Source organism: Ottowia sp., assembly GCF_035444425.1.
GTDB lineage: Bacteria > Pseudomonadota > Gammaproteobacteria > Burkholderiales > Burkholderiaceae_C > Ottowia.
In genome coordinates this window covers 52,974-75,458 of the sequence record NZ_DAOMOQ010000011.1, presented here as the reverse complement: position 1 = coordinate 75,458, position 22,485 = coordinate 52,974, and the positions used below count along the sequence as shown (strand labels likewise).

17 protein-coding genes and 1 pseudogene are annotated in these 22,485 nt (G+C 67.4%); 5 read left to right on the top strand and 13 right to left on the bottom strand.

Features of this window, described 5'->3' with window-relative positions; all coding sequences use genetic code 11:
* Positions 1 to 43: 43 nt before the first annotated feature.
* From icmF to PK606_RS06615, 5 genes are all read right to left on the bottom strand, one after another.
* On the bottom strand, positions 44 to 3,346 hold the full coding sequence (gene icmF / locus PK606_RS06635; RefSeq protein WP_324561975.1) for a fused isobutyryl-CoA mutase/GTPase IcmF: 3,303 nt from the start codon (positions 3,344 to 3,346) through the stop codon (positions 44 to 46).
* Between the two features lie 40 nt (positions 3,347 to 3,386).
* Positions 3,387 to 4,229 carry a PPK2 family polyphosphate kinase gene (locus tag PK606_RS06630; protein WP_324561973.1) on the bottom strand — a complete coding sequence of 281 codons (843 nt, stop codon included), beginning with the start codon at positions 4,227 to 4,229 and terminating at the stop codon, positions 3,387 to 3,389.
* 112 nt (positions 4,230 to 4,341) lie between these two features.
* Positions 4,342 to 6,564 (bottom strand): TRAP transporter large permease subunit, encoded by a 2,223-nt coding sequence (locus PK606_RS06625; protein ID WP_324561970.1) that lies wholly within the window; start codon positions 6,562 to 6,564, stop codon positions 4,342 to 4,344.
* Positions 6,561 to 7,184 (bottom strand): TRAP transporter small permease subunit, encoded by a 624-nt coding sequence (locus PK606_RS06620; RefSeq protein ID WP_324561967.1) that lies wholly within the window; start codon positions 7,182 to 7,184, stop codon positions 6,561 to 6,563. The genes PK606_RS06625 and PK606_RS06620 overlap by 4 nt, the downstream gene beginning before the upstream one ends.
* 218 nt (positions 7,185 to 7,402) lie before the next feature.
* A complete protein-coding gene (locus PK606_RS06615) occupies positions 7,403 to 8,515 on the bottom strand; it encodes a TRAP transporter substrate-binding protein (protein ID WP_324561965.1) in 1,113 nt (370 codons plus the stop codon).
* Between the two features lie 204 nt (positions 8,516 to 8,719).
* On the opposite strand from PK606_RS06615, the pseudogene PK606_RS15920 reads away from it, so the two are divergent.
* Together PK606_RS15920 and PK606_RS06605 are read left to right on the top strand one after the other, a co-directional pair.
* Positions 8,720 to 9,517, top strand: a pseudogene (locus PK606_RS15920) (MBL fold metallo-hydrolase); the annotation flags it as partial.
* A gap of 15 nt (positions 9,518 to 9,532) precedes the next feature.
* A complete protein-coding gene (locus tag PK606_RS06605; RefSeq protein ID WP_324561992.1) occupies positions 9,533 to 9,934 on the top strand; it encodes a rhodanese-like domain-containing protein in 402 nt (133 codons plus the stop codon).
* Between the two features lie 247 nt (positions 9,935 to 10,181).
* Here the strand turns inward: PK606_RS06605 and murA are convergent, their stop codons facing one another.
* The 3 genes from murA to lysM form a co-directional block, all read right to left on the bottom strand.
* Entirely contained in the window at positions 10,182 to 11,459 is a 1,278-nt protein-coding gene (murA, locus tag PK606_RS06600; RefSeq protein ID WP_324561963.1) for a UDP-N-acetylglucosamine 1-carboxyvinyltransferase, read from the bottom strand.
* A gap of 30 nt (positions 11,460 to 11,489) precedes the next feature.
* On the bottom strand, positions 11,490 to 12,944 hold the full coding sequence (locus PK606_RS06595) for an amidase (RefSeq protein ID WP_324561961.1): 1,455 nt from the start codon (positions 12,942 to 12,944) through the stop codon (positions 11,490 to 11,492).
* Between the two features lie 186 nt (positions 12,945 to 13,130).
* The gene (lysM, locus tag PK606_RS06590) at positions 13,131 to 13,613 is read right to left on the bottom strand and encodes a peptidoglycan-binding protein LysM (protein WP_324561959.1); all 483 of its coding nucleotides are present in this window, start codon (positions 13,611 to 13,613) and stop codon (positions 13,131 to 13,133) included.
* A 118-nt stretch (positions 13,614 to 13,731) separates the two neighbouring features.
* Between lysM and PK606_RS06585 the strand changes: the two genes are divergently transcribed.
* On the top strand, positions 13,732 to 14,511 hold the full coding sequence (locus PK606_RS06585; protein ID WP_324561956.1) for a type III pantothenate kinase: 780 nt from the start codon (positions 13,732 to 13,734) through the stop codon (positions 14,509 to 14,511).
* Positions 14,512 to 14,644: 133 nt separating this feature from the next.
* Here PK606_RS06585 and PK606_RS06580 read toward each other — a convergent pair whose 3' ends face one another.
* Together PK606_RS06580 and PK606_RS06575 are read right to left on the bottom strand one after the other, a co-directional pair.
* Positions 14,645 to 15,748, bottom strand: a complete 1,104-nt coding sequence (locus tag PK606_RS06580; RefSeq protein WP_324561954.1) for a M14 family metallopeptidase — start codon at positions 15,746 to 15,748, stop codon at positions 14,645 to 14,647.
* Positions 15,749 to 15,785: 37 nt separating this feature from the next.
* Positions 15,786 to 17,030, bottom strand: coding sequence for a M20 aminoacylase family protein (locus PK606_RS06575; RefSeq protein WP_324561952.1), 1,245 nt, complete (start codon positions 17,028 to 17,030; stop codon positions 15,786 to 15,788).
* Between the two features lie 219 nt (positions 17,031 to 17,249).
* Here PK606_RS06575 and PK606_RS06570 point away from each other — a divergent pair, with 219 nt between their 5' ends.
* Together PK606_RS06570 and PK606_RS06565 are read left to right on the top strand one after the other, a co-directional pair.
* Positions 17,250 to 18,356 carry an aminopeptidase gene (locus PK606_RS06570; RefSeq protein WP_324561950.1) on the top strand — a complete coding sequence of 369 codons (1,107 nt, stop codon included), beginning with the start codon at positions 17,250 to 17,252 and terminating at the stop codon, positions 18,354 to 18,356.
* Between the two features lie 56 nt (positions 18,357 to 18,412).
* Positions 18,413 to 19,591: an acyltransferase family protein gene (locus tag PK606_RS06565; RefSeq protein ID WP_324561949.1), complete on the top strand. Its 1,179-nt coding sequence runs from the start codon at positions 18,413 to 18,415 to the stop codon at positions 19,589 to 19,591.
* 274 nt (positions 19,592 to 19,865) lie between these two features.
* Here the strand turns inward: PK606_RS06565 and PK606_RS06560 are convergent, their stop codons facing one another.
* From PK606_RS06560 to PK606_RS06550, 3 genes are all read right to left on the bottom strand, one after another.
* A complete protein-coding gene (locus PK606_RS06560) occupies positions 19,866 to 20,126 on the bottom strand; it encodes an acyl-CoA-binding protein (RefSeq protein ID WP_324561946.1) in 261 nt (86 codons plus the stop codon).
* A gap of 390 nt (positions 20,127 to 20,516) precedes the next feature.
* Complete coding sequence (locus PK606_RS06555) at positions 20,517 to 21,182, bottom strand: TetR/AcrR family transcriptional regulator (RefSeq protein WP_324561944.1); 666 nt, start codon at positions 21,180 to 21,182, stop codon at positions 20,517 to 20,519.
* A 17-nt stretch (positions 21,183 to 21,199) separates the two neighbouring features.
* Positions 21,200 to 22,414 carry a DUF3108 domain-containing protein gene (locus PK606_RS06550; protein WP_324561942.1) on the bottom strand — a complete coding sequence of 405 codons (1,215 nt, stop codon included), beginning with the start codon at positions 22,412 to 22,414 and terminating at the stop codon, positions 21,200 to 21,202.
* Between the last annotated feature and the right edge of the window lie 71 nt (positions 22,415 to 22,485).

The following is a 22,485-nucleotide window of genomic DNA, read 5'->3' as shown; positions in this document are numbered from 1 at the left end:
CCTGATTCTTGTGCGGGGTTGCGCTGCGCGGGCGCTGGTCGGCTTACATGCTGCGCCGGTACTGCCCGCCGACTTCGAACAGCGCATTGGTGATCTGGCCCAGCGAGCATACCCGCACGGCATCCATCAGCACCGCGAACACGTTCTGGTTGTCGATCACCGCCTGCTGCAGGCGCGCCAGCTGCTTCGGCGATTCGGCTGCGTGGCGCTCATGGAACTCGTTCAGGCGCTTCAGTTGCGACTGCTTCTCTTCCTCGGTCGAGCGCGCCAGCTCGATCGAATCGGGCACCGGATCGCCGTGCGGGTTGCGGAAGGTATTGACGCCGATGATCGGGTACTCGCCGGTGTGCTTGAGCTGCTCGTAGTGCATGCTCTCTTCCTGGATCTTGCTGCGCTGGTAGCCGGTCTCCATCGCGCCCAGCACGCCGCCGCGGTCGGCGATCTTCTCGAACTCGCTCAGCACCGCTTCCTCGACCAGCTCGGTCAGCTCCTCGATGATGAAGGCGCCCTGGTTGGGGTTCTCGTTCTTGGCCAGGCCCCACTCGCGGTTGATGATGAGCTGGATCGCCATGGCGCGGCGCACCGATTCCTCGGTCGGCGTGGTGATGGCCTCGTCGTAGGCGTTGGTGTGCAGGCTGTTGCAGTTGTCGTAGATGGCGATCAGCGCCTGCAGCGTGGTGCGGATGTCGTTGAAGGCGATCTCCTGCGCGTGCAGGCTGCGGCCCGAGGTCTGGATGTGGTACTTCAGCTTCTGGCTGCGTTCGTTGGCGCCGTACTTCTCCTTCATCGCCACCGCCCAGATGCGGCGCGCCACGCGGCCCATCACGGTGTATTCCGGGTCCATGCCGTTGGAGAAGAAGAAGCTCAGGTTGGGCGCGAAGTCGTCGATGTGCATGCCGCGCGCCAGGTAGGCCTCGACCAGCGTGAAGCCGTTGCTGAGCGTGAAGGCGAGCTGGCTGATCGGGTTGGCGCCCGCCTCGGCGATGTGGTAGCCGCTGATCGACACCGAGTAGAAGTTGCGCACGTTGTGGTGCACGAAATACTCGGCGATGTCGCCCATCACCTTCAGGCTGAACTCGGTCGAGAAGATGCAGGTGTTCTGGCCCTGGTCTTCCTTCAGGATATCGGCCTGCACCGTGCCGCGCACGTTGGCCAGCACCCATTCGCGGATCTTCTCGATCTCGGTGTCCGTGGGGTCGCGCCCGTTGTCGGCCTTGAACTTGTCGATGTTCTGGTCGATTGCCGCGTTCATGAACATGGCCAGGATCGACGGCGCCGGGCCATTGATGGTCATGCTGACGCTGGTGGCCGGGTCGCACAAATCGAACCCGGAATACAGCACCTTCAAGTCATCCAGCGTGGCGATCGACACGCCCGAGTTGCCCACCTTGCCGTAGATGTCGGGCCGTGGATCGGGGTTGTTGCCGTACAGCGTGACCGAGTCGAAGGCGGTCGACAGGCGCTTGGCCGGCATGCCTTCGGAGAGCAGCTTGAAGCGGCGGTTGGTGCGGAAGGCATCGCCCTCGCCGGCGAACATGCGCGTCGGGTCCTCGCCCTCGCGCTTGAAGGCGAAGGTGCCGGCGGTGTAGGGGTAGCTGCCGGGCACGTTGTCCAGCATCAGCCACTTGACGATCTCGCCGTGGTCCTCGAACTGCGGCAGCACGACCTTGCGGATCGAGGTGCCCGAGAGCGACCGGGTGGTGAGCGCGGTGCGGATCTCCTTGTCGCGGATCCTCACCACGTACTCGTCGCCGGCGTAGGCCTTCTGCATGTCGGGCCATTGCTCGATCAGCTTGGCGGCGTCGCGGTCGAGCCGGCCCGCACGTTCGTCGGCCAGCCGCAGCACCGTGGCGCGGGCGCCGTGCTCGCCCGATTTCTTCGGATCGTCGGCCTCCAGCATGCGCGCCGTCTCGCGCAGCTGCTGCACCTCGCGCGCCAGCCTGGCCTGCTTGCCCACCCGGGCCTTGTAGCCGCGCACGGTGTCGCTGATCTCGGCGAGATAGCGCGTGCGCGCCGGCGGCACGATGGGCGTCTGGTTGGTGCTGTGGCGCACGTTGACCAGCGGCAGCCGGCCTTCCTTCAGCGGCAGGCCGAGCTCGCCCAGGCGTGCCTTCAGCGCCTGGTACAGCGCCGTCACGCCGTCGTCGTTGAAGCGTGCGGCCTGGGTGCCGAACACCGGCATCTGGTCGGGCGGCGTCTTGAACGCCTCGCGGTTGCGCTGCACCTGCTTGGCAACGTCGCGCAGCGCGTCGGCGGCGCCCTTGCGGTCGAACTTGTTGATGGCGACGAACTCGGCGAAGTCGAGCATGTCGATCTTCTCGAGCTGGCTGGCGGCGCCGTACTCGGGCGTCATCACGTACATCGGCACGTCGACCAGCGGCACGATGGCGGCGTCGCCCTGGCCAATGCCGGAGGTCTCGACGATCACCAGGTCGAACTCGGCCGCCTTGCAGGCGGCGATGACGTCGGGCAGCGCCGCGCTGACCTCGCTGCCGGTGTCGCGCGTGGCCAGGCTGCGCATGAAGACGCGCGACTGGCCGGCCCACGGCCCGATGGCGTTCATGCGGATGCGGTCGCCCAGCAGTGCGCCGCCAGACTTGCGCCGGCTCGGATCGATCGAGATCAGCGCCACGCGCAGGCTGTCGTCCTGGTCGAGGCGCAGGCGCCGGATCAGCTCGTCGGTCAGGCTCGACTTGCCGGCGCCGCCGGTGCCGGTGATGCCCAGCACCGGTATCTTGCTGCTGGCGGCCGCTGCCCGCACCGCCTTCACCAGCTTGGCATCGGCCTGGCCGTTCTCTAGCGCCGTGATGAGCTGCGCCAGCGCGCGCCAGGCGCTTTCGGTGCGGCCCTGGATGGCTTCGATCTTCTTCGGTGCGTAGCCCGACAGGTCCTTGTCGCAGCGCATCACCATCTCGCCGATCATGCCCTGCAGGCCCATGCGCTGGCCGTCCTCGGGGCTGTAGATGCGGCCGACACCGTAGCCCTGCAGTTCGTGGATCTCGGCCGGCACGATCACGCCGCCGCCGCCGCCGAACACCTGCACGTGCTTGCCGCCACGCTGCTGCAGCAGGTCGACCATGTACTTGAAGTACTCGACGTGGCCACCCTGGTAGCTGCTGACGGCGATGCCCTGCACGTCCTCCTGCAGCGCCGCGGTGACGACCTCGTCGACGCTGCGGTTGTGGCCCAGGTGGATCACTTCGGCGCCCATGCCCTGCAGGATGCGCCGCATGATGTTGATGGCGGCGTCGTGGCCGTCGAACAGCGAGGCGGCGGTGACGAAGCGCACCTTGTGGGTCGGGCGGTAGTCGGCCAGGGCCTTGAACTCGGCGGACAGGTCGGTCATGGGTGTCTCCTGTGGGTGGGGTGGCTGGCTGTGCCTGGCCTCATTGCACGATGCAGCCCTTGAGCTGCGGGTCCTCGGGCGGGTAGCGCAGCTTGAGCGACTGCAGCTTGTCGCGCACCAGGGTGGCGATCATCAGGTTGCGGTGGGTCTTGCTGTCGGCCGGCACCACGGTCCACGGCGCCCACTCGGTCGATGTGGCGCGCAGCAGGTTCTCGTAGGCGCGCTGGTAGTCCTTCCACTGCTTGCGCACCTCCAGGTCGCCGAGGCTGAACTTCCAGTGCTTGGTCGGGTCGTCGATGCGGTCCTGCAGGCGCTGGCGCTGCTCGTCGAAGCTGATGTGCAGCATGAACTTCATGATCACGGTGCCGGTTTCGGTCAGCAGGCGCTCGAAGTCGTTGATCTGGCGGTAGCGCTGCTCGGTGGTCTTCCTGTCGATCCAGCCGTTGACCACCGGCACCAGCACGTCCTCGTAGTGGCTGCGGTTGTGGATCATGAATTCGCCCGCGGCCGGCACCATGGCGTGGATGCGCCACAGGTAGTCGTGGCTGCGCTCCAGCGTGCTGGGCGCCTTCCAGCCGTGCGTGCGCACGCCCAGCGGGCTGGTTTCCTTGAACACGGCGCGGATGGTGCCGTCCTTGCCCGCGGTGTCGGTGCCCTGCAGCAGGACCAGCAGCTTGAAGCGCTGGTCGGCCCAGAAGACGTCCTGCAAGGCGTCGATCTCGCGCGACAGCTCGGTCACGCGCGCCTTGTCGCCGTTCTTGTCGCCGTTGCCCCAGGGCTTGGCGCCGGGGTCGCAATCCTTCAGCGCGAAGCCCTTGCCGCCCACCGGCACCTGCCAGCGCGCCAGCTCGGACTGCGACCGCTTGCCGTTGTTCTTCGCCATGCGCGGACTCCGGTTTGATTGACGTTTACGTAAACGTCAAATTATGCAGGGTTGACAAGAAAAAGGCCAGACGCTCGCGCGTCCGGCCTTGATGCGTTGTGGTGCGCTTACCCTATTTGTACAGCAATTCGGGCAGCCAGAGGCCGATCTGCGGGAACACGTACAGCATCACGATGGCCAGGATCTGGATGCCCATGAACGGCATCATGCCCAGGAAAATCTGGTTCAAGGTCACATGCGGCGGCGCCACCCCTTTCAGGTAGAAGGCGCTCATCGCCACCGGTGGACTCAGGAACGCAGTCTGCAGGTTCAGCGCGACCAGCAGGCCGAAGAACAGCGGGTTGACGTCGAAGTGATCCAGCAGTGGCACGAAGATCGGCATGAAGATGACGATGATCTCGGTCCACTCCAGCGGCCAGCCGAGCAGGAAGATGATGATCTGGGTCATGATCAGGAACTGCGTCGCCGTCAGGTCCATGCTGAGCACCCAGCGCTCCACCAGCTCCTGCCCACCCAGCAGCGCGAAGGCGGCCGAGAAGATGGCCGAGCCGACGAACAGCCAGCACACCATGGCCGAGGTCTTGGCGCACAGGTAGACGCTGTCCTTGACCTCGGTCTGCAGCCCCGACTGGCGGTAGGCCAGCACCGACCACAGGCCCACCGTCACCACCGCCAGCCAGCCCACCATGCGCGGCACCGGCGTGGCGATGCCGCCGCTCTTCCAGATCAGGAACCAGCCGATCGCGACGAAGGCCGGCAGCCACAGCAAGGTCCAGAGCAGCGCGGTGCGCCTCGCCCCCGGGGGCCGCTTGTTGATCAGCGCGTAGATGCAGGCCAGCACGTAGCCGCCAAAGGAGCCGACCGCGGCCGCTTCGGTCGGCGTGGCCAGACCGAACACGATCGAGCCCAGCACCGCGAGGATCAGGATCATCAGCGGGAAGAAGCTGGTCAGCAGCATCTTGAAGATCTCGAGCCGCGCCATGCTGAGCAGGGCGTAATAGGCCAGCAGCAACAGCACGCCGACGCCGATGACGATCCAGAACGTCGATGAGGGCTTGCCGCGTTCGGCGGCCTCATCGCCAGTCGCGGCAGGCGCCGCGCCGGGCTCGGCCAGCGCAGGCGGCGGTGCCAGTCCGGCCTCTCCGCTGGTCGCTGGCTCGGCTTCGGCGCCCGGCGGCGCGGCGAGCTCGCCGCTGCCGGGGGGCTCGGCCAGGCCCGCGCTGCCCGGCGGCTCCGCGAGTTCGCCGGCACCCGGCGGCTCGGTCAGACCCCCGGCACCCGGCGGCTCGGCCAGCCCGCCCGCGCCCGGCGGCTCGGCCAGGCCCGAACTGCTGCCCGCCGAGTAGCTCATGCCAAGCTGCTCCAGTTCGGCCGGCACTTCGTACACCGATTTCACCGCCGTGATCTGGCCGTAGGCCCACAGCACGCCCAGCAGGAACAGGATGGCGGGCAGCAACACCACCAGCAGCTGCTTGCGCAGGTAGCTGGAGTCGGCTTGCGCGGTGCCGCCGGCCCGCAGGGCCTTGGAGATCACCGGCAGCGCGCGCCGCTCGTTGCCGACGCCCAGGCTGGCCAGCGGGCCGGGCAAGGTGACCTGGCGCTCCTCGGCGGTCAGCGGCGGTGCCCACTTGGGCTTGAGCTTGGCCAGGATGATGACGTAGATCACGTACATGCCCGCCAACATGATGCCGGGGAAGAAGGCGCCGGCGTACAACTGCACCACCGACACGCCGGCGGTGGCGCCGTAGACGATCAGCAGCACCGAGGGCGGGATCAGGATCCCGAGGCAGCCGCCGGCGGTGATGGCGCCGGCCGACACCGGCACGCTGTAGCCGGCGCGCAGCATGGCCGGCAGCGCCAGCAGGCCCATCAGCGTCACCACCGCGCCGACGATGCCGGTGGCGGTGGCGAACACCGCGCAGGTCACCAGCGTTGCCACGGCGAGCGAGCCGGGCACGCGCGCCATCGCCAGGTGCAGGCTCTTGAACAACTTCTCGATCAGGTTGGCGCGTTCGACCAGGTAGCCCATGAAGACGAACAGCGGCACCGCGATCAGCACGTCGTTGCTCATGGTGCGGAAGGTGGCCTGCACCATCAGGTCGAGCGTGCGGTTGATGTCGCGGTCGTAGGCCAGCCAGGTGAACAGCATGCCCATGCCCATCAGCGTGAACGCGGTGGGAAAGCCCAGCATGATGGCCACCACCACCAGTGACAGCATCAGCAGGCCGATGTGGCCGTAGGTGATCTGCTCCACGCTCAGCAGCATGGCCGCGGCACCCGCCACGACCAGGCCCATCAGCGAGAAGCCGAACCAGAGTGCCTTGTTGACCTTCATACGCGGCCTCCCTTCTCGGGCAGCAGCGATTCGAGCACCATGACCTCGGGGTCCTCCTTCACGTGCACCATCTCGCGCAGCTTGTCGATGTCCACTTCCTCCACGTCCTCGTCGCGCGCCGGCCACTCGCCGGTGCGCAGGCAGATCACGCAGCGGATGATCTCGACGATGCCCTGCAGCAGCAGGGTGACGCCGACGAAGGGGATGACGAACTTGAACGGGTACAGCGGCAGCGGGTCGGCGTTGAAGGTCTGCTCGTTCATCGCCAGCGAATCCTGGAAGTAGTGCCAGCCGGCGTAGGTCAGCGCGATGACGCCGGGCAGGAAGAACACCAGGTACAGCAGCAGGTCGATCGCGGCCTGGGTGCGCGGCTGGAAGAAGCCGTACAGCACGTCGCCGCGCACGTGGCCGTTCTTGGCCAGCGTGTAGGCGCCGGCAGTCATGAACAGGGTGCCGTAGAGCATGATCTGTACGTCGAACATCCAGCTGTGCGGCTTGTTCAGGATGTAGCGCGAGAACACCTCCCAGGTGACCATCAGGGTCAGGCCGACGATGGCCCAGGCAAACAGCTTGCCGATCCAGGTCGACAGCCGGTCAACGGTAAGTAACAGGTTCTGCATTCGTTCGGACTCCATTTGCGTCACGGACCATGGCCGCCACGCCTTGTCGTGGCCTGGAGATTGCGCGGAGCTGGGATGCTAATGGCCGCGTGGCCGCTCGCGGCGTGCGGTCCGGGGCGGCTGCAGCGCGGCTGGAAGGCCCACGCAACAGGGGCGCCTTCGCAGGCGCCCCGATGGTTGGCATGGCGGGTGCTCCGAGGGCTCCGCCTGCGATGACATCAGCTCTTCTTGCCGCCGAAGAAGTGGTTGAACGCCATCTTCATGTCGACCGAGTAGTCGTTCTGCCACTGGCAGGCGCGCTCGGCGAAGACTTTCTGCGAATCCAGCACCTTCTTGAACGAGGGGTTCTCGGCCGCCTTCTTGGCAATGGTCTTGTCCCACGAGGCCAGCTGCTGGCGCAGGATGGCGTCGGGTGTCTTGTAGAACTTGACGCCGACCTTCTTCAGCTCGATGTAGTCCTTGGAGTTGCGGTCGATCGCCTTCCAGCTCATGTCCGCGCTGGCGGCCTGCACGGCGTAGTCGATGATCGAACGCAGGTCCTGCGGCAGCGCCTTGTACTTGGCGCCGTTGAACAGGATCTCGAACTGCTCGCTGCTCTGGTGGAAACTCTGCAGCATGCAGTTCTTGGCCACGTCGGGGAAGCCCAGAACGCGGTCGGAGGAGGCGTTGTTGAACTCGGCCGCGTCGATCAGGCCACGGTCCAGCGCCGGCACGATCTCGCCGCCCGGCAGCGGGTTGACGGCCACGCCCATGTCGGTGAACACGTCCACCGCCAGGCCGACGGTGCGGAACTTCAGGCCCTTCATGTCGGCCGCCTTGGCGACCGGCTTCTTGAACCAGCCCAGCGGCTGCGTCGGCATGGGGCCGTACAGGTAGCTCACCACGTCCATGTTGAGCGACTTGTAGATTTCCTCCAGCAACTGCTTGCCGCCGCCGTACTCGTGCCAGGCCAGCAGCATGTTGGGGTCCATGCCGTAGGAGGGGCCCGAGCCCCACAGCGCCAGCGCCGAGTTCTTGCCGTAGTGGTAGGCCACGACGCCATGGCCGCCGTCGAGCGTGCCCTTGTTGACGGCTTCCAGCAACTGGAACGCCGGCACCACGGCGCCGGCTGGCAGCACCTCGATCTTCAGGCGGCTGCCCGCCATGTCGTTGACCTTCTTGGCGAAGTCCTGCGCGTATTCGTGGAAGATGTCCTTGGCGGGCCAGGTGCTCTGGAAGCGCAGCGAGGTGGTCTGCGCGACCGACACCATGGGCGCGCTCAGCGCACCGGCGGCAACGGCTGCCCCCTTGATCAGATTGCGGCGGCGAGGCGAAGCGGGGGTTTGGGCCATTGTCGAGTCTCCTACTGAAAGTTCGTAAACCGGGCTATCTTGTTCGACCCGGGCCTGATGACGCCAGAGGGTTTTTACCAGTCTGGACGATACGGCGGCACCAACTGTCCGGTGCGCGACGCTGCCGGCGTCCTGGCGCCGATCCTTATGCAGTCCGATGCAGGCACACGGACGCAGATGCCGGGCCAGTAATAAACTGCGCCCATGAACCCGACGCAGCTCTTCGATCCCGCTTCCTGCACCTACACCTACATCGTGTACGACGAGCAGTCGCTCGAGGCGGTCATCATCGATCCGGTCGACGTGCAGCTCGAGCGCGACCTGGCCGCCCTGCAGCGCCTGGGCGTGACGCTGAAGTGGACCGTGGAGACCCACGCGCACGCCGACCACATCACCAGCGCGGCGCGCCTGGCCGAGTTGACCGGCGCCCACATGGCGGTGCCGGCCGGCTGCGAGATCGGTACCGCCGCGGTGCAGCTCGCCGACGGCGATGTGATCCGCTTCGGTCGCGAGCAGATCGTGGTGCTGCACACGCCCGGCCACACGGTAGGCAGCGCCTGCTTCTACTGGCAGCGCGCACCGCACGAGCACGAGGACCCGCCCACCGAGGCCACGCAGGCGCCACTCGGCCACCAGATGCGTCCCGACCAGCGCCACGACGAGCGCCACGTGTTCACCGGCGACACCTTGCTGATCCAGGGCTGCGGGCGCACCGACTTCCAGTCTGGCGACGCCGGCGCGCTGTACGACAGCATCACGCAGAAGCTGTTTACGTTGCCGGACACCGCCATCGTCTGGCCGGCGCACGACTACCACGAGCGCACCCAGTCCACCATCGGCGTCGAGAAGGCGACCAACCCGCGCCTGGCAGGCAAGTCGCGCGACGAGTTCATCGCGCTGATGAAGGCGCTCAACCTGCCCAAGCCGCGCCGCATCGACGAGGCGGTGCCGGCGAACCGGCGCTCCGGCCTGCGCCAGGATGCCGGTGCGCCGCCCGATGCGGGCGGCGCTGACGGCGTGCATGCCGCCGAAGGCTACGCCGGCGAACTGCCGCCCCAGACCGCGCACGAGTGGATGCAGAGCGGCGAGGCGGTGCTGGTCGACGTGCGCACCGACGCCGAGCGCGAATGGGTCGGTTTCGTGCCGGGCGCGCAGGTGGTGGCGTGGAAGCAGTGGCCCGGCATGGCGCTCAACCCCGATTTCGATGCCCGCATCCGCGCGCTGGCGCAGCAGCGCAAGCCGCTGATGCTACTGTGCCGCAGCGGCGTGCGTTCGATGGCCGCCGCCAGGCGTGCCACCGAGCTGGGTGTGACGGCCTACAACGTCATGGGCGGTTTCGAGGGCGATCTCGATGCGCAGGCCCAGCGCGGCCACAAGAACGGCTGGCGGAACGCCGGCCTGCCGTGGCGGCAAAATTAGCTCCCCCCTGAGTCGCCTGCGGCGCCTTCCCCCCTGAGGGGGACGCACCCGATGGACGGGGGAACCCCGTCCATGGGTGCACTGGCTTGGCCTGCTCCGCGGCCTTCCGGGGCCTGCTGCGCGGCCGGATCTGGAGTGCGCGCGTTCGTGCACACTGGGGTTTCAGGCTAGGGCTGCCGCGCAAGGGCCGCGCCGCCGCGCTGGCAGCGAGCACGTAGCGCCGTCAGGCGCTCAGGGGGATGCCCTCTTATTCCTCGCGCCGGATGCGCGCGCCGAGCGCGAGCAGCTTCTGCTCCACCTGCTCGTAGCCGCGCTCGATCATGTTGGCGTTCTGCACCCGCGACGTGCCGTGCGCGCACAGGGCTGCGCCGAGCAGGGCCATGCCGGCGCGGATGTCGGGCGAGGGCAGGGTGGTGCCGCGCAGGCGCGTCGGGCCGCTGATGACGACGCGGTGCGGATCGCACACCACCGCGTTGGCGCCCATGCCGATCAGGCGGTCGACGAAGTACAGGCGCGACTCGAACATCTTCTCGAAGAACAGCACGCTGCCCTCGACCTGCGTGGCCAGCGTGATCATGCAGCTCATCTGGTCGGAGGCGAACTGTGGCCACGGGCCGTCGGCGATCACCGGCAGCGCGTCGCCGAAGTCGCGCCGGACGCGGCGCTGCTGATCGGCCGCCAGGTGGATGCTGTCGTGGCGCAGTTCGATGCGGATGCCCAGCGTCTCGAACACGCGGTGGCACATCCACCAGGCCGACACGTCGGTGTGGGTGACGGTGATCTCGCCGCCGGTGGCCGCCGCCAGCGCCAGGTACGACGCCGCCTCCACGTGGTCGTGGCACACGGTGTGGGTGGCGCCGCGCAGCCGGGCCACGCCCTGCACCTGCAGCTGGTTGGTGCCGATGCCGCTGATGCGCGCGCCCATGGCGTTGAGCAGGTGCGCCAGGTCCTGCACGTGGGGCTCGCAGGCGGCGTTGCGGATCAGCGTCTCGCCCTCGGCCACGGCGGCGGCCATCAGGATGTGCTCGGTGGCGGTGACCGAGGGTTCATCGAAGAACATCTCGCAGCCGGTCAGCCGGCCCGGCAGCCGGAACGCGAAATGGCCGTTGGCCTCGATCTGGGCGCCGAGCTTGCGCAGGCCGTAGAAATGCGTATCGAGCCGGCGCCGGCCGATCACGTCGCCGCCCGGCGGGTACAGCGTGGCTTCCTTGATGCGGTAGAGCAGCGGCGCCACGCACAGGATCGAGGTGCGCACCTTGTTGCACAGCAGTTGGCTGATGGCGCCGGTGTTGACGCTGGCCACCTGCAGGCGCAGGCTGTCGCCGTCGCGCTCGGCGGTGCCGCCGATGTGCCGGATCACCTCCAGCATGTGGTGCACGTCGCGGATGTCGGGCACGTTGTGCAGCACCACCACCTCGTCGGTCAGGATGGCGGCGGCGATCATCGGCAGGATGGCGTTCTTGTTGCCCGAGGCGCGCACGCTGCCGCGCAGCGGCACGCCCCCCTCGATCACGAAAGTGCTCATGGTTGCTTCAGTTGAATTGGCTTGTTTGGTTCAGATGTCGGGCCGCCGTGCCAGCCAGTCGCCGATGGCGCCTTCGTAGGCCGCCGCCAGCCGCAGCAGGCCGGCATCGCCGCGTGGCCGGCCGATCAGCTGCATGCCCATCGGCAGGCCTTCGTCGTTGAAGCCCACCGGCACGCTGATGCAGGGCAGGCCGGCGAAGGTGGCGTAGATCACCACCTCCATCCAGCGGTGGTAGGTATCCATGGTGCGGTCGGCGATCTCGCGCGGCCAGCGCTCGCTGGCGTCGAAGGGCCAGACCTGCGTGGTCGGCAAGGCCAGGAAATCATGCTGCTGGAACAGCTCGAGCATCTTTTGGTGGAAGCTGGTGCGCGTGACGCTGGCGGCCAGGAACTGGTTGGCCGTGCAGCCCTGCGCCTGGTCGATCTCCCACAGCGCCTCGGGCTTGATGTGGGAGCGGTTGGCTTCCTTCAGCGTGAACGGCGCCAGGCGCGAGGCCACCAGCACCCGGCGCCAGATCAGCCAGGCGTCCCAGACACGCTCGGGCGCCATGCCCAGGCGTGCTGCCGGCTCGACGATGCAGCCCAGCTTTTCGAGGCGGCGCAGGCCGTGCTCGCAGGCGTCCAGGATGCCCGGCTCCATCGGCAGGTAGGCGTCCAGGTCGCCGAGCCAGCCGATGCGTTGCTGCCTTGGATCGAAAGCGGCGCCGATCTCCAGCGCACCGGCTTCATCGGCGATCGACAGTGGCGAGTCGGCGCTCCAGCCGGCCTGCGTCTGCAGCAGTCGCGCGACGTCGCGCACGCTGCGTCCCATCGGCCCTTCGGTGACCAGCTGGTTGATCCACACGTCCTGCGCCGGCCACAGCGGCACCCGGCCCTGGCTGGGCCGGAGGCCGAAGCAGTTGGCCCAGGCGGCCGGGTTGCGCAGGCTGCCCATGAAGTCCGAGCCATCGGCCACCGGCAGCAGGCGCAGCGCCAGCGCCACGGTGGCGCCGCCGCTGGAGCCGCCGGCGGACCTGCCCGGGTCGTAGGCGTTGCCGGTGGTGCCGAACACCTCGTTGAAGGTGTGCGAGCCGAGGCCGAACTCGGGTACGTTGGTCTTGCCGATGACGATGCAGCCGGCCGCCTTCATGCGCGCCGTCATCAGCCCGTCCTCGTCGGCGATGAAGTCGTGCATCAAGGGCGAGCCCAGCGTGGTCGGCAGGCCGGCGGCGTTGGCCAGATCCTTGATCGCCTGCGGCATGCCGTGCATCCAGCCGCGCGATTCGCCGCGCGCCAGCTCGGCGTCACAGGCTTCGGCCTCGGCCAGCAGTTCGTCGTCTGGCCGCAGCGACACCAGCGCATTGAAGGTCGGGTTGAGCCGCTGGCTGCGCGCCAGGTAGGCTTCCATCACCTCGCGGCAGGAAAACCGGCGCGCGTGGATGGCTTCCGAGAGCGCACTGGCGTCCAGGTCAGTGATCTCGTCATCCGTCGAGAGGGGCGTTGTCATGCGCGAACTGTACGACGTCACCGCCGCGGCCACGAAAAAGGCACCCAAAGGTGCCCTTGTGAAACGAATGGCCGCGGAGCAGGCCATCCCAGCGAACGCCGTGGAGCGGGCTTGGCCCGGCCACTGGCGTTGTCCCCCTCGCTTAGCAGAGGGGGAAGCCGCGTGAGCGGCTCTGGGGGTGGTGCCTTAGATCGCCGGAATGCGCAGTTTCTGCCCCGGATAGATCTTGTCCGGGTGGCTCAGCATCGGCTTGTTGGCCTCGAAGATCACCATGTACTTGTTGGCGTCGCCGTAGTACTTCTTGGCGATGGCGCTCAGCGTGTCGCCGCGCACCACGTCGTGGTACTGCGAAGCAGTGCCGGCCGGGTACTGCAGGTTGTTGTCGACATCGCTCACGCTGGCCACGTTGCCGGCTGCGAGACCCGCCTTCTCGGCGGCTTCCTGGCTCGGCGCGGAACCGCTCAGCGTCACCTTGCCGCTGGCGCCGTCGAAGCTCACGCCCAGGCCCGACAGGCCGAGGTTCTGCTGCTCGATGTAGGTCTTGATGGCGTCGCCGGCCTTCTGGTTCAACTCGGCCACGTTGGGCGCATTGGACGCCGCAGCCTGCTCGACTTCCTTGCCGCCGAACAGCTTTTCACCGGCTTCCTTGATGAAACTGAACAATCCCATGTGTTTTCTCCTTGGCTAGGGTGGAATGAGGAACCGCCACTCTACTGCCACTGCATGACGTTTTCGCGCCGGTCCGCCTGCATTCAATGTAGGATAAAAGCGCTTATATTGCGACTCCATGACTTTTTTGGCACTCGACGTCGGTAACACGCGGCTGAAGTGGACGCTGTACGACGGCCCCGAACCCGGTGCGCGCGTGTTGGCGCAGGGGGCCGAGTTCCTGGAGCAGATCGACAGCCTGGCCGAGAACGCCTGGGCCCGGCTGCCGGAACCGACGCGCATGCTGGGCTGCATCGTCGCCGGCCAGGCGGTCAAGCACCGGGTGCAGGAACAGATGGAGATCTGGGACGTCGAGCCGCGCTGGGTTGTGGCGTCCGAGGCCGAGGCCGGTCTCAGCAACGGCTACGACTTCCCGCCACGCCTGGGTGCCGACCGCTGGGTCGCGATGATCGGCGCGCGCCACCACATGCTGCGGCGCGGCCGCGAGCGCCCCTTGCTGCTGGTGATGGTCGGCACTGCGGTGACGGTGGAGGCGATCGACCACCACGGGCGCTTTCTCGGCGGCCTGATCCTGCCCGGTCACGGCATCATGCTGCGCGCGCTGGAGTCGGGCACCGCCGGCCTGCACGTGCCGACCGGCGACGTGGTGGAGTTTCCGACCAACACCAGCGATGCGCTGACCAGCGGCGGCACCTTCGCCATCGCAGGCGCCTGCGAGCGCATGTACCAGAACCTGTTCCGGCATTGCAACGCCCAGCCGCTGTGCCTGATGACCGGCGGCGCCGGCTGGAAGATGCTGCCGTCGATGACGCGGCCCTACGAGCTGATCGACAGCCTGATCTTCGACGGGCTGCTGGTGATTGCGCGCGAGCGGGAACTGTTGAACGGCACGGCTTGAGTGCGGCGCGCTCGCCGGCCGATCGCGTGTCGGGATGCGGCGCTTGCGCCGCCGGCCGCGACGTGCGCCCGGCGTGCCGGCTGCGCGGCTGGAGGGCGATGCCGTGCCGTACCCACCGTGAGGCGCGGCGCTTTCAGTCTGGCCGCGGCGCGCTGCCGAGCAGGCCGTCAATGGCCTGGAACTGCGCCTGCCGCGCCTGGCTGACGATCTGCCCCTTCCAGGCATCGGTGTCGGTATAGAAGGCCTTGAGCATGCGCGCCTGGATCTGCGCCGCCAGTTCGGGCGGTGCCATCGGGTGCTGCGCCAGCCAATGGTCGCCGCGCAGCGCGTCGAGCACTTCGGTGATCGGCTCGGTGCCGTATTCGAGCGCGATGCCGGTGTACTCGGCCTGCGGTGCGGCGTCGTGGATGGCACCCCACATCAGGCCGGTGAGCAGGGCGCTGCTCGATGAGCCGTCGTAGATCGAGGTCACCTGCTCGCCCCACCAGCGGCGCGCCCGTGCGATGGCGGCGGCGTCGTTGCCGCCGGCCCAGATGCGTTCGCCGACGCCGTTCGGCCCGAGGCCGGTGTGCAGGTCGATCCAGGCCACCTGGCTGGCCTGTGCCGCAAACTTGGCAAGCACGGTGCGCAGCGTCTGGTTGCTCCAGGTTGGCACGCGGCCGCCGTAGAACAGGCCGTCAGCGAATTCGTACTGGCCGCCCGAGATGGCGGCCTGCCAGGTGGCCAGGCCTTCGCGTTCGACGAAGCCCTGGACCGCGGCCTGGTTGGCGGCGTCCGGTGGCCATTGCTCGGGCAGCAGCAGGGGATGCACGCGTCGATAGCCTTCGTTGACGGGCAATGGGCGGCTGAAATCCTGGAAGTTGCGGTTCAGGTCGACGTTTTCCTGCGTCACGCGCCGCCCGTGCGAGAAGCCGTAGGGATTCAGCGCATGGATGTAGAGCACCGCCACGCCGGCCTCGCGCGCCCTGGCGCGCCACTCGGCGTCGTGCAGCGCGAACACCTGCACGCCGCTGCCGCAGAAGCCCTCGACGCCGTGGCAGGCGCTGCTCAGGATCAGCAGCCGCGGGCTGCGCTCGTCGCCGTCGAGTGCGGTGTCCATGGCGAGCTGCTCGCCGTCGCGGCCGGGCAGCGGGTGCCGGTGCGACTCGATGCGCGCCGAGGCGCTGGCCGCGGCTTCGAGGAACTTGATGCGTGCCTCGGCGTAGCTGGCCGAGAAGGCCTGGGGGATGGGGATCATCGGGGCGGCTGGTGCTGGATGGCGGGCGGCAAGCTGCTCAAGTCCTGACCGGCAGCGGCCGATCGGCCGGCGGCTGGTGGCCCAGCCAGGCTTCGGCCAGGCGCACCCAGTAGGTGGCGCCGAGCGGGATCAGCTCGTCGTTGAAATCGTAGTGCGGGTTGTGCAGGGTGCAGGGGCCGGCGTCGTGGCCGCCACCTGCGTAGCTGGCGCGGTGCGCGCCGTCGCCGTTGTCGATGAAGCAGTAGGCGCCGGGTTTTTCAAGCAGCATGTAGGAGAAATCCTCGGCGCCCAGCGTCGGCTCCTGCGCCACCGCGTTGCCTTCGCCGACGATGCCGGCCATCACCTGGCGGCAGAACTCGGCCTCGTAGGCGGTGTTGATGGTCGGCGGGTAGTTGCGCACGAACTCGAACGCGCACTGGGCGCCGAAGGCGGCGCTGACGCCTGCGGCGATTTCCCGCATGCGCTGCTCGACCAGGTCCAGCGTCTCGAAGCTGAAGCAGCGCACCGTGCCCTGGATCTCGCAGGCATCGGGGATCACGTTGGTCGCCTCGCCGGCGTGGATCATGGTGGCCGAGATCACCGCCGATTCGATCGGTTTCTTGTTGCGCGTCAGGATGGTCTGGAAACCCAGCACCACCTGGCAGGCGATCGGCACCGGATCGACGCCCATGTGCGGCAGCGCGGCGTGGCCGCCCTTGCCGGTGATGACGATCCGGAACTCGTTGCTCGAGGCCATCACCGGCCCGGCCGAGACGGCGAACTTGCCGACCGCCATGCCGGGCCAGTTGTGCATGCCGAACACCGCCTCCATCGGGAACTGCTCGAACAGCCCGTCCTTGATCATCTCGCGCGCGCCGCCGCCGCCCTCCTCGGCCGGCTGGAAGATCAGGTAGACGGTGCCGTCGAAGTCGCGGCTGGCGGCCAGGTGCTGCGCCGCCGCCAGCAGCATCGCGGTGTGGCCGTCGTGGCCGCAGGCGTGCATCTTGCCGTGGTACTTGCTGGCGTGCCTGAAGGTGTTGAACTCGGTCATCGGCAGCGCGTCCATGTCGGCGCGCAGGCCGATGGCCCGGCCCGACTTGCCACCATCGCGCCCCTGCACGATGCCGACCACGCCGGTGGTGCCCAGGCCGCGGTGCACCGGGATGCCCCATTCAGCCAGCCTGGCCGCCACCAGGTCGGCGGTGCGCACTTCCTCGAAGCACAGCTCGGGGTGCGCATGGATGTCGCGCCGCAGCGCGGTGATGGCGGCGGCCTGCGCCAGGATGGGTTCGATCAGGTTCATGTGCGCAGTCTAGCGCCAGCGGCACGGATTCGAGGCGGCTGCGGTCACCGGGATCCGCGTGCGTTTGCCAGCGTGGCGTGCGGTGGCGGGGCGGCTTGACCGCCGTGCAGCCGGTGCGTGCCCGCACCGTCGCTGTGGCGCTCGGGAGCGCCGGTATGCTGTGGTCCGCAGCGCACCATGGAACTGGCGCTGCACCCGCGTGATCGCACTGCACAACCCATGCCCGGATCGATCTGCCGACGTTTTCCTGCACGCGCGATGCGGCTGCTGGCCGCCGTTGTCGGCCTGACGGCGCTGGCCTCATGCAGCTCGGCCGGCTATTACTGGCAGTCGGTGCACGGCCACCTGGCGCTGATGAACGCGGCGCGGCCGATCGAGGAATTGCTGGCCGATCCGGCGCTGGCCGCCGACCTCAGGCCCAAGCTGGAGCAGGCGCGGCGCATCCGCGCCTTCGCGGTCAGCGAGCTGGCGCTGCCCGACAACGCCAGCTACCACCGCTACAGCGACCTGAAGCGCCGCGCGGCGGTGTGGAACGTGGCGGCGGCGCCGCCGGATTCGCTGACGCTCAGGCGCTGGTGCTTCCCGGTGGTGGGCTGTGTCGGCTACCGCGGCTACTACGACGAGGCCGAGGCGCGCGCACTGGCCGCGCAACTGGAGCGTGAGGAAGGCCTGGAGGTGCGCGTCTACGGCATACCGGCGTACTCGACCCTGGGCTGGCTCAACTGGGCCGGCGGCGACCCGCTGCTGTCGACCTTCATCCGCTACCCGGAAGGCGAACTGGCGCGCATGATCTTCCACGAGCTGTCGCACCAGGTGGTGTACGTGGGTGACGACACCATGTTCAACGAGTCCTACGCCGTGGCGGTGGAGCGGCTGGGCGTGCAGCGCTGGCTGGCGACGCAGGCTGATGCGCAGGCGCGGCGCGAGTACGAAGCCTTCGATGGCCGGCGCCGTGCCTTCCGCCGGCTCAGCCGCGACACGCGCCGCGAGCTGACCGAGCTGTACGCGCGCAAGGCCGAGCTGGCGCAGGATCCGGCGGCGCTGCCGGCGCAGAAGGCGGCCGTGATGGCGCGCTTTCGTGATCGCTATGCCGAGCTGAAGTCCGGGTGGGCGGCCGCCGGCACGCCATTCGACGGCTTCGACCGCTGGGTGGACGAGGCCAACAACGCGTTCTTCGGCATCCAGGCGGCCTACGACGAACTGGTGCCGGGCTTCGAGGCGCTGTTCGCGCAGCTCGGCGGCGACTGGCCGCGCTTTCATGCCGCGGTGCGCGAGCTGGCGCGGGCGCCCAGGGATGAACGTCGTGCGAGATTGAAGCAGCGGTAGCGATGGACGCGCCCGACGCGCCACCGACTTGACGTTTGGCATCATCGCGGCCTGTGGTGACCAAGAAAAACCTGGATCTCGAACTGCTGCGAGCGGTCGCAATCCTCATGACCGTGATCCAGCATGCCGAGGTTCTGGTGTTCTGGCCCGACAGCATGCACGAACGGGTCCGGCAATCACTGGGCTTGTGGACAGGAGTGGATCTGTTTTTCTGCATTTCGGGCTTCATCATCACCCGCACCTTGCTGCGGAGTCTTGAAAAGCAGCCTGATGGTTCGCGGAAACGGGTGGCCGTGGCGTTCTGGATCAAGCGCATGTGGCGACTATGGCCGATCGCCTGGGTGTGGTTGCTGATCTCTGTCGTCTGTGCTTACGTCTTCAACGCGTCAGGCATTTTCGGTGATCCTCGGCGTATGGTCAGTGACGCCTTGGCGGGTTTCCTGCATGTGGCCAACATTCGATGGGCCGGCTGCTACTCGGGGTGGCTGGAAACCTGCAATCTCGTCGACAGCGCCAGAATTGATCTTCTGTTCCCCACAGGATGGTCGCTGGTTGTGTACTGGTCGCTCTCTCTGGAGGAGCAGTTTTATCTGGTGGCGCCGTTGTTGATGCTGTTCCTGCCCCGGCGTGTGTTGCTGCCTTCGCTGCTTGTCCTTTGGTTTTGCATGGTGCCGCTGAGCCGCTCTCCCTTGAGCGTGCTATGGTTTTTCCGGCTGGATGCCCTGATCGTCGGGGTGCTGATTGCGTATTCGCAGACCGGTACTTCCTGGGTGCGGGTCGGCGACGATCGCCGTCGCCATGGTCGAGCAGCGCGTCGGATGATTTTTGGTGTGTTGTGCGGCGCTGCCTTGGTCAGCATGGCATGGGTGGGGGCGCCGGGACGTGCCGACATCGCCGGAGCGATCAGCCTGATCTCGCTTTTTGGGGGTGTCATGGTCTGGATTGCCGGCAAGGACGAGCGCTTGCTTATGCCAGACGGCTTAGTGGGGCGGGCCTTGACTTGGCTCGGTGCGCGTTCCTACAGCATGTACTTGGTTCACATGCCAGTGTATTTTGCGATTCGGGAAGTCTGGTTTCGACAGCAATGGCCAGTCGTCGATCACCTTGTCCTGTATTTCACATCTGCATCGTTCGCCGTGGTGCTTTTCAGTGAGCTGAGTTATCGACTGGTTGAACAGCCTGCGCGACGTCACGGATACAGACTTGCACGCAAGTACGCCGGATCAGAGAGATGAGATTCCCGACCGGGCTAAGCGAATTCGACGTCCTGAGCCAGCGGCAAGCGGGAACCGCCAATCGATGGACCCTCGCCCCCGGTCTGGCGCATTCCCGGAGCACGCCCGAAAGGCGGCGCACGCATGCTGGCGCAGCCGTCGTGGCCAGGGCAAGCTTGGCGCCGTCAGGGTGGCAGGCGCAGATGTGCCGCGCGGCGGCAGGCGCGGGCGTGGACGCTGGTGCCGCGCTTGCGGGCGCCGGCGGTTGATGTGCCTGCGCGGGGCGCGCAAGCGCTCAGGCCTGGCGCAGCTCCTCGATCAGGTCGATGTACTGCTGCATGGCCTCGTCGGCCGAGGTGCCTTCGAGCTTTTTCCAGGCGTCCCACTTGGCGCGTGCCACGATGTCGGCGAAACCCGGCTTGGCCTCCTCGTTGTCGCCTTCGGTGGCCTGCTTGTAGAGCGAGTAGATCTTCAGCAGCGTCATGTTGTCGGGGCGCTCGCTGAGCGTCTTGGAGTTGGCGACGGCTTGCTCGAAACGGGCTTTGAGGTCGGACATGGCTGCTCCCTGGTAGGGTGGTGAGGCTGAAGCACTGGCGCGGATGGCCGGGCCGGCGCGGGCTGAACGGCAATGGTACCGGAGCGGGTCGCACGGATTTAGGCGAATCCTTCCAGAGTGGTGCACCATGCCGGTGGCAGCGTTCACTGGCACGGAGCAGCGCCCGGTCCGGCGCTGTGCCGGCAGGGCAGCCGGCGACTCATGGCGAAAGCGTGCGCGCGTCGATCTCATTCCATTGCCACTTCGAAACGTCAACTACCGTCATCCCGGCGAGGGTCTGCCCCGTACCGCGATACGGGGCCGGGATCCATGTCTGCTCGGCGCACGTCGTCTGGATTCCGGCTTTCGCCGGAATGACGAATTTGTTGTTGTGTTGATCTGGAAATGGAATCAGAGTGCGGCCGGCTGGTAGGCCTCGATCAGCGCCAGCAGGTGTTCGCGCGGCCCCTGGTCCAGGTGCGGCGCCAGCAGCCCGAGCACGTGGTAGGCGCCGCGCAGCAGCGCGTCCTCGGCGTTGTCGGGCTCCAGCGCGCGGCGCGGCTGCAGCACGTATTCGTAGCTGAGCCAGTAGGTCAGCAGTACCACCATGCAGGCGGCCACGGCGTCGCGCGCGCGCTCGTCCTCGGCCGAGGCCGGCTGGTCGGCGCGCAGCTTGTCGAGCAGCTGGCGCAGCGCAGCGCGCTTGCGCATCAGGATGGCGGGGAAATGCGTTTCCAGCCGCCGGTTGCGCGACAGCAGGTGGTTCAGGTCACGGTACAGGAAGCGGTACTGCCAGATCAGCTCGAACAGCGTGTGCAGGAAGAACCAGGCGTCCTCGACGTCGTGCACATCCTCGCTGGCGCCCAGCAGCTCGTAGAGGCTGCCCTCGTACTGGTCGAACAGCGTGTTGACCAGCTCGTCCTTGGACGGGTAGTGGTAGTACAGATTGCCCGGGCTGATGTTGAGGTCGGACGAGATCAGCGTGGTCGAGACGTTTGGCTCACCAAAGCGGTTGAACAGCTCGAGCGTGGTGACCAGAATGCGCTCGGCGGTGCGGCGGGGTGCTTTCTTGGTCATGGGGTTGATGCCGGCGCTCAGCGCGCCTCGTCTGGCTGGTTGTTCTGCATTTCAATGGCCTTGCGCGCCACCTGGTCCTGCATGTCGCCATTGGCATCCAGAGTGCGCCAGCGGGCCGGCATGTAGTCCAGCGACGGTGCCAGCCAGGCCTCGATGCTGGGTGGTGCGTCATCCGATGTCTGGTGCGCCAGATGGACTGCTTTCACAGATTTGCCTTCCAGTGCAGTCAGCGTTTCCTCGCCCAGTACTTTGAACGTCAGTTCGCGGATGCCGCCGGGCTCCAGCACAGGTACAGTGAGCACCATGCCCGTTGCCAGATCCTTCCCATGGGCGGCCGCCAGTGCCGCCAATTGCACCATCAGGCTGAGGCTGTCCTGCGTGCCGGGCTTGAACTCCATCGGCAGGGCGTCGGCGGCGCCAGCGATTTGCCGGCTGGCATAGTCGAAGCGGAAGCTGTGACGCTCGTGATCCAGAATATCCGTGCTGACCACCGGCGCCATCCCGTGAGCGGTGACGATGCCATGACTGAAGCGGCGGCGATTGCCGGCCATCGTGCTCAGAAAGTCGGAATTCAGGCTGTAATGCCTGCCGTCATGATGCCAGTCGAGCGTGACGGGGATTTCGTTGTAAGGCGTGCCGTTGGCGCTGCCGGAAGTCGCGTAGCTGATGCGCACCGAGCGTGGTGGCAGTACGTGCTGGCCGGCATCGTGTTCCATCGCAGTGGCGACCACCGCATCCTCCGCCTCCGTGGTGTGCGTTTGCACGGATACTCGATAGCCCACCGGACCCGCCACGAACCCTTGGTGTATCTCGAACAGGGATGATTCGCCGCTGCCCTGGGGGCCATTGACGACTTGGGTGCTCGGCAGCTCGGGTGTCGGCGGCTCAACCTGCGCAGGCGCCTTCGGGCGCGGCTTCGGCTTGCGTCTAGGCTTGGGCTTGGGCTTGGGCGGGGGCAGCGTCTTGGGAGCTTCGGCGACCAGCGTGGGCACCGCCTCGGTCGGGCTGGGTTCAGCTTCCGCCGCGGGCTCGGTCGCCGGCGCGGCGGCAGGCGTGGACAGCGGGACGGCCCGCGTCATCATCACCGGCCCCTTGTTGCCGGTGGGCTGAACGAGCTTCCACTGCGGCAAGCCGATCAGCAGGACGAGGTGCAACCCCGTCACTGCCAGCGAGGTCCAGATCAGCGATCGTTGCTCTGCCCGCATCATGCGAAAGCGAAGGACGGCGCCCATCGGGCGTGGTGGACGAGAGGGTTCATGACCAGCGGGACAAGCCGCACAGCCGGATCGACCCGGGACGGCGG

Excerpts from the sequence above, each read along its gene's own strand:
- PK606_RS06585 (WP_324561956.1), top strand. The coding sequence starts at position 13,732 with ATGACTTTTTTGGCACTCGACGTCGGTAACACGCGGCTGAAGTGGACG.
- PK606_RS06580 (WP_324561954.1), bottom strand. The coding sequence starts at position 15,748 with ATGATCCCCATCCCCCAGGCCTTCTCGGCCAGCTACGCCGAGGCACGC.
- lysM (WP_324561959.1), bottom strand. The coding sequence starts at position 13,613 with ATGGGATTGTTCAGTTTCATCAAGGAAGCCGGTGAAAAGCTGTTCGGC.
- PK606_RS06620 (WP_324561967.1), bottom strand. The coding sequence starts at position 7,184 with ATGCAGAACCTGTTACTTACCGTTGACCGGCTGTCGACCTGGATCGGC.
- PK606_RS06615 (WP_324561965.1), bottom strand. The coding sequence starts at position 8,515 with ATGGCCCAAACCCCCGCTTCGCCTCGCCGCCGCAATCTGATCAAGGGG.
- PK606_RS06630 (WP_324561973.1), bottom strand. The coding sequence starts at position 4,229 with ATGGCGAAGAACAACGGCAAGCGGTCGCAGTCCGAGCTGGCGCGCTGG.
- PK606_RS06575 (WP_324561952.1), bottom strand. The coding sequence starts at position 17,030 with ATGAACCTGATCGAACCCATCCTGGCGCAGGCCGCCGCCATCACCGCG.
- PK606_RS06550 (WP_324561942.1), bottom strand. The coding sequence starts at position 22,414 with ATGGGCGCCGTCCTTCGCTTTCGCATGATGCGGGCAGAGCAACGATCG.
- PK606_RS06595 (WP_324561961.1), bottom strand. The coding sequence starts at position 12,944 with ATGACAACGCCCCTCTCGACGGATGACGAGATCACTGACCTGGACGCC.
- PK606_RS06560 (WP_324561946.1), bottom strand. The coding sequence starts at position 20,126 with ATGTCCGACCTCAAAGCCCGTTTCGAGCAAGCCGTCGCCAACTCCAAG.
- PK606_RS06570 (WP_324561950.1), top strand. The coding sequence starts at position 17,250 with ATGCCCGGATCGATCTGCCGACGTTTTCCTGCACGCGCGATGCGGCTG.
- icmF (WP_324561975.1), bottom strand. The coding sequence starts at position 3,346 with ATGACCGACCTGTCCGCCGAGTTCAAGGCCCTGGCCGACTACCGCCCG.
- PK606_RS06625 (WP_324561970.1), bottom strand. The coding sequence starts at position 6,564 with ATGAAGGTCAACAAGGCACTCTGGTTCGGCTTCTCGCTGATGGGCCTG.
- PK606_RS06555 (WP_324561944.1), bottom strand. The coding sequence starts at position 21,182 with ATGACCAAGAAAGCACCCCGCCGCACCGCCGAGCGCATTCTGGTCACC.
- murA (WP_324561963.1), bottom strand. The coding sequence starts at position 11,459 with ATGAGCACTTTCGTGATCGAGGGGGGCGTGCCGCTGCGCGGCAGCGTG.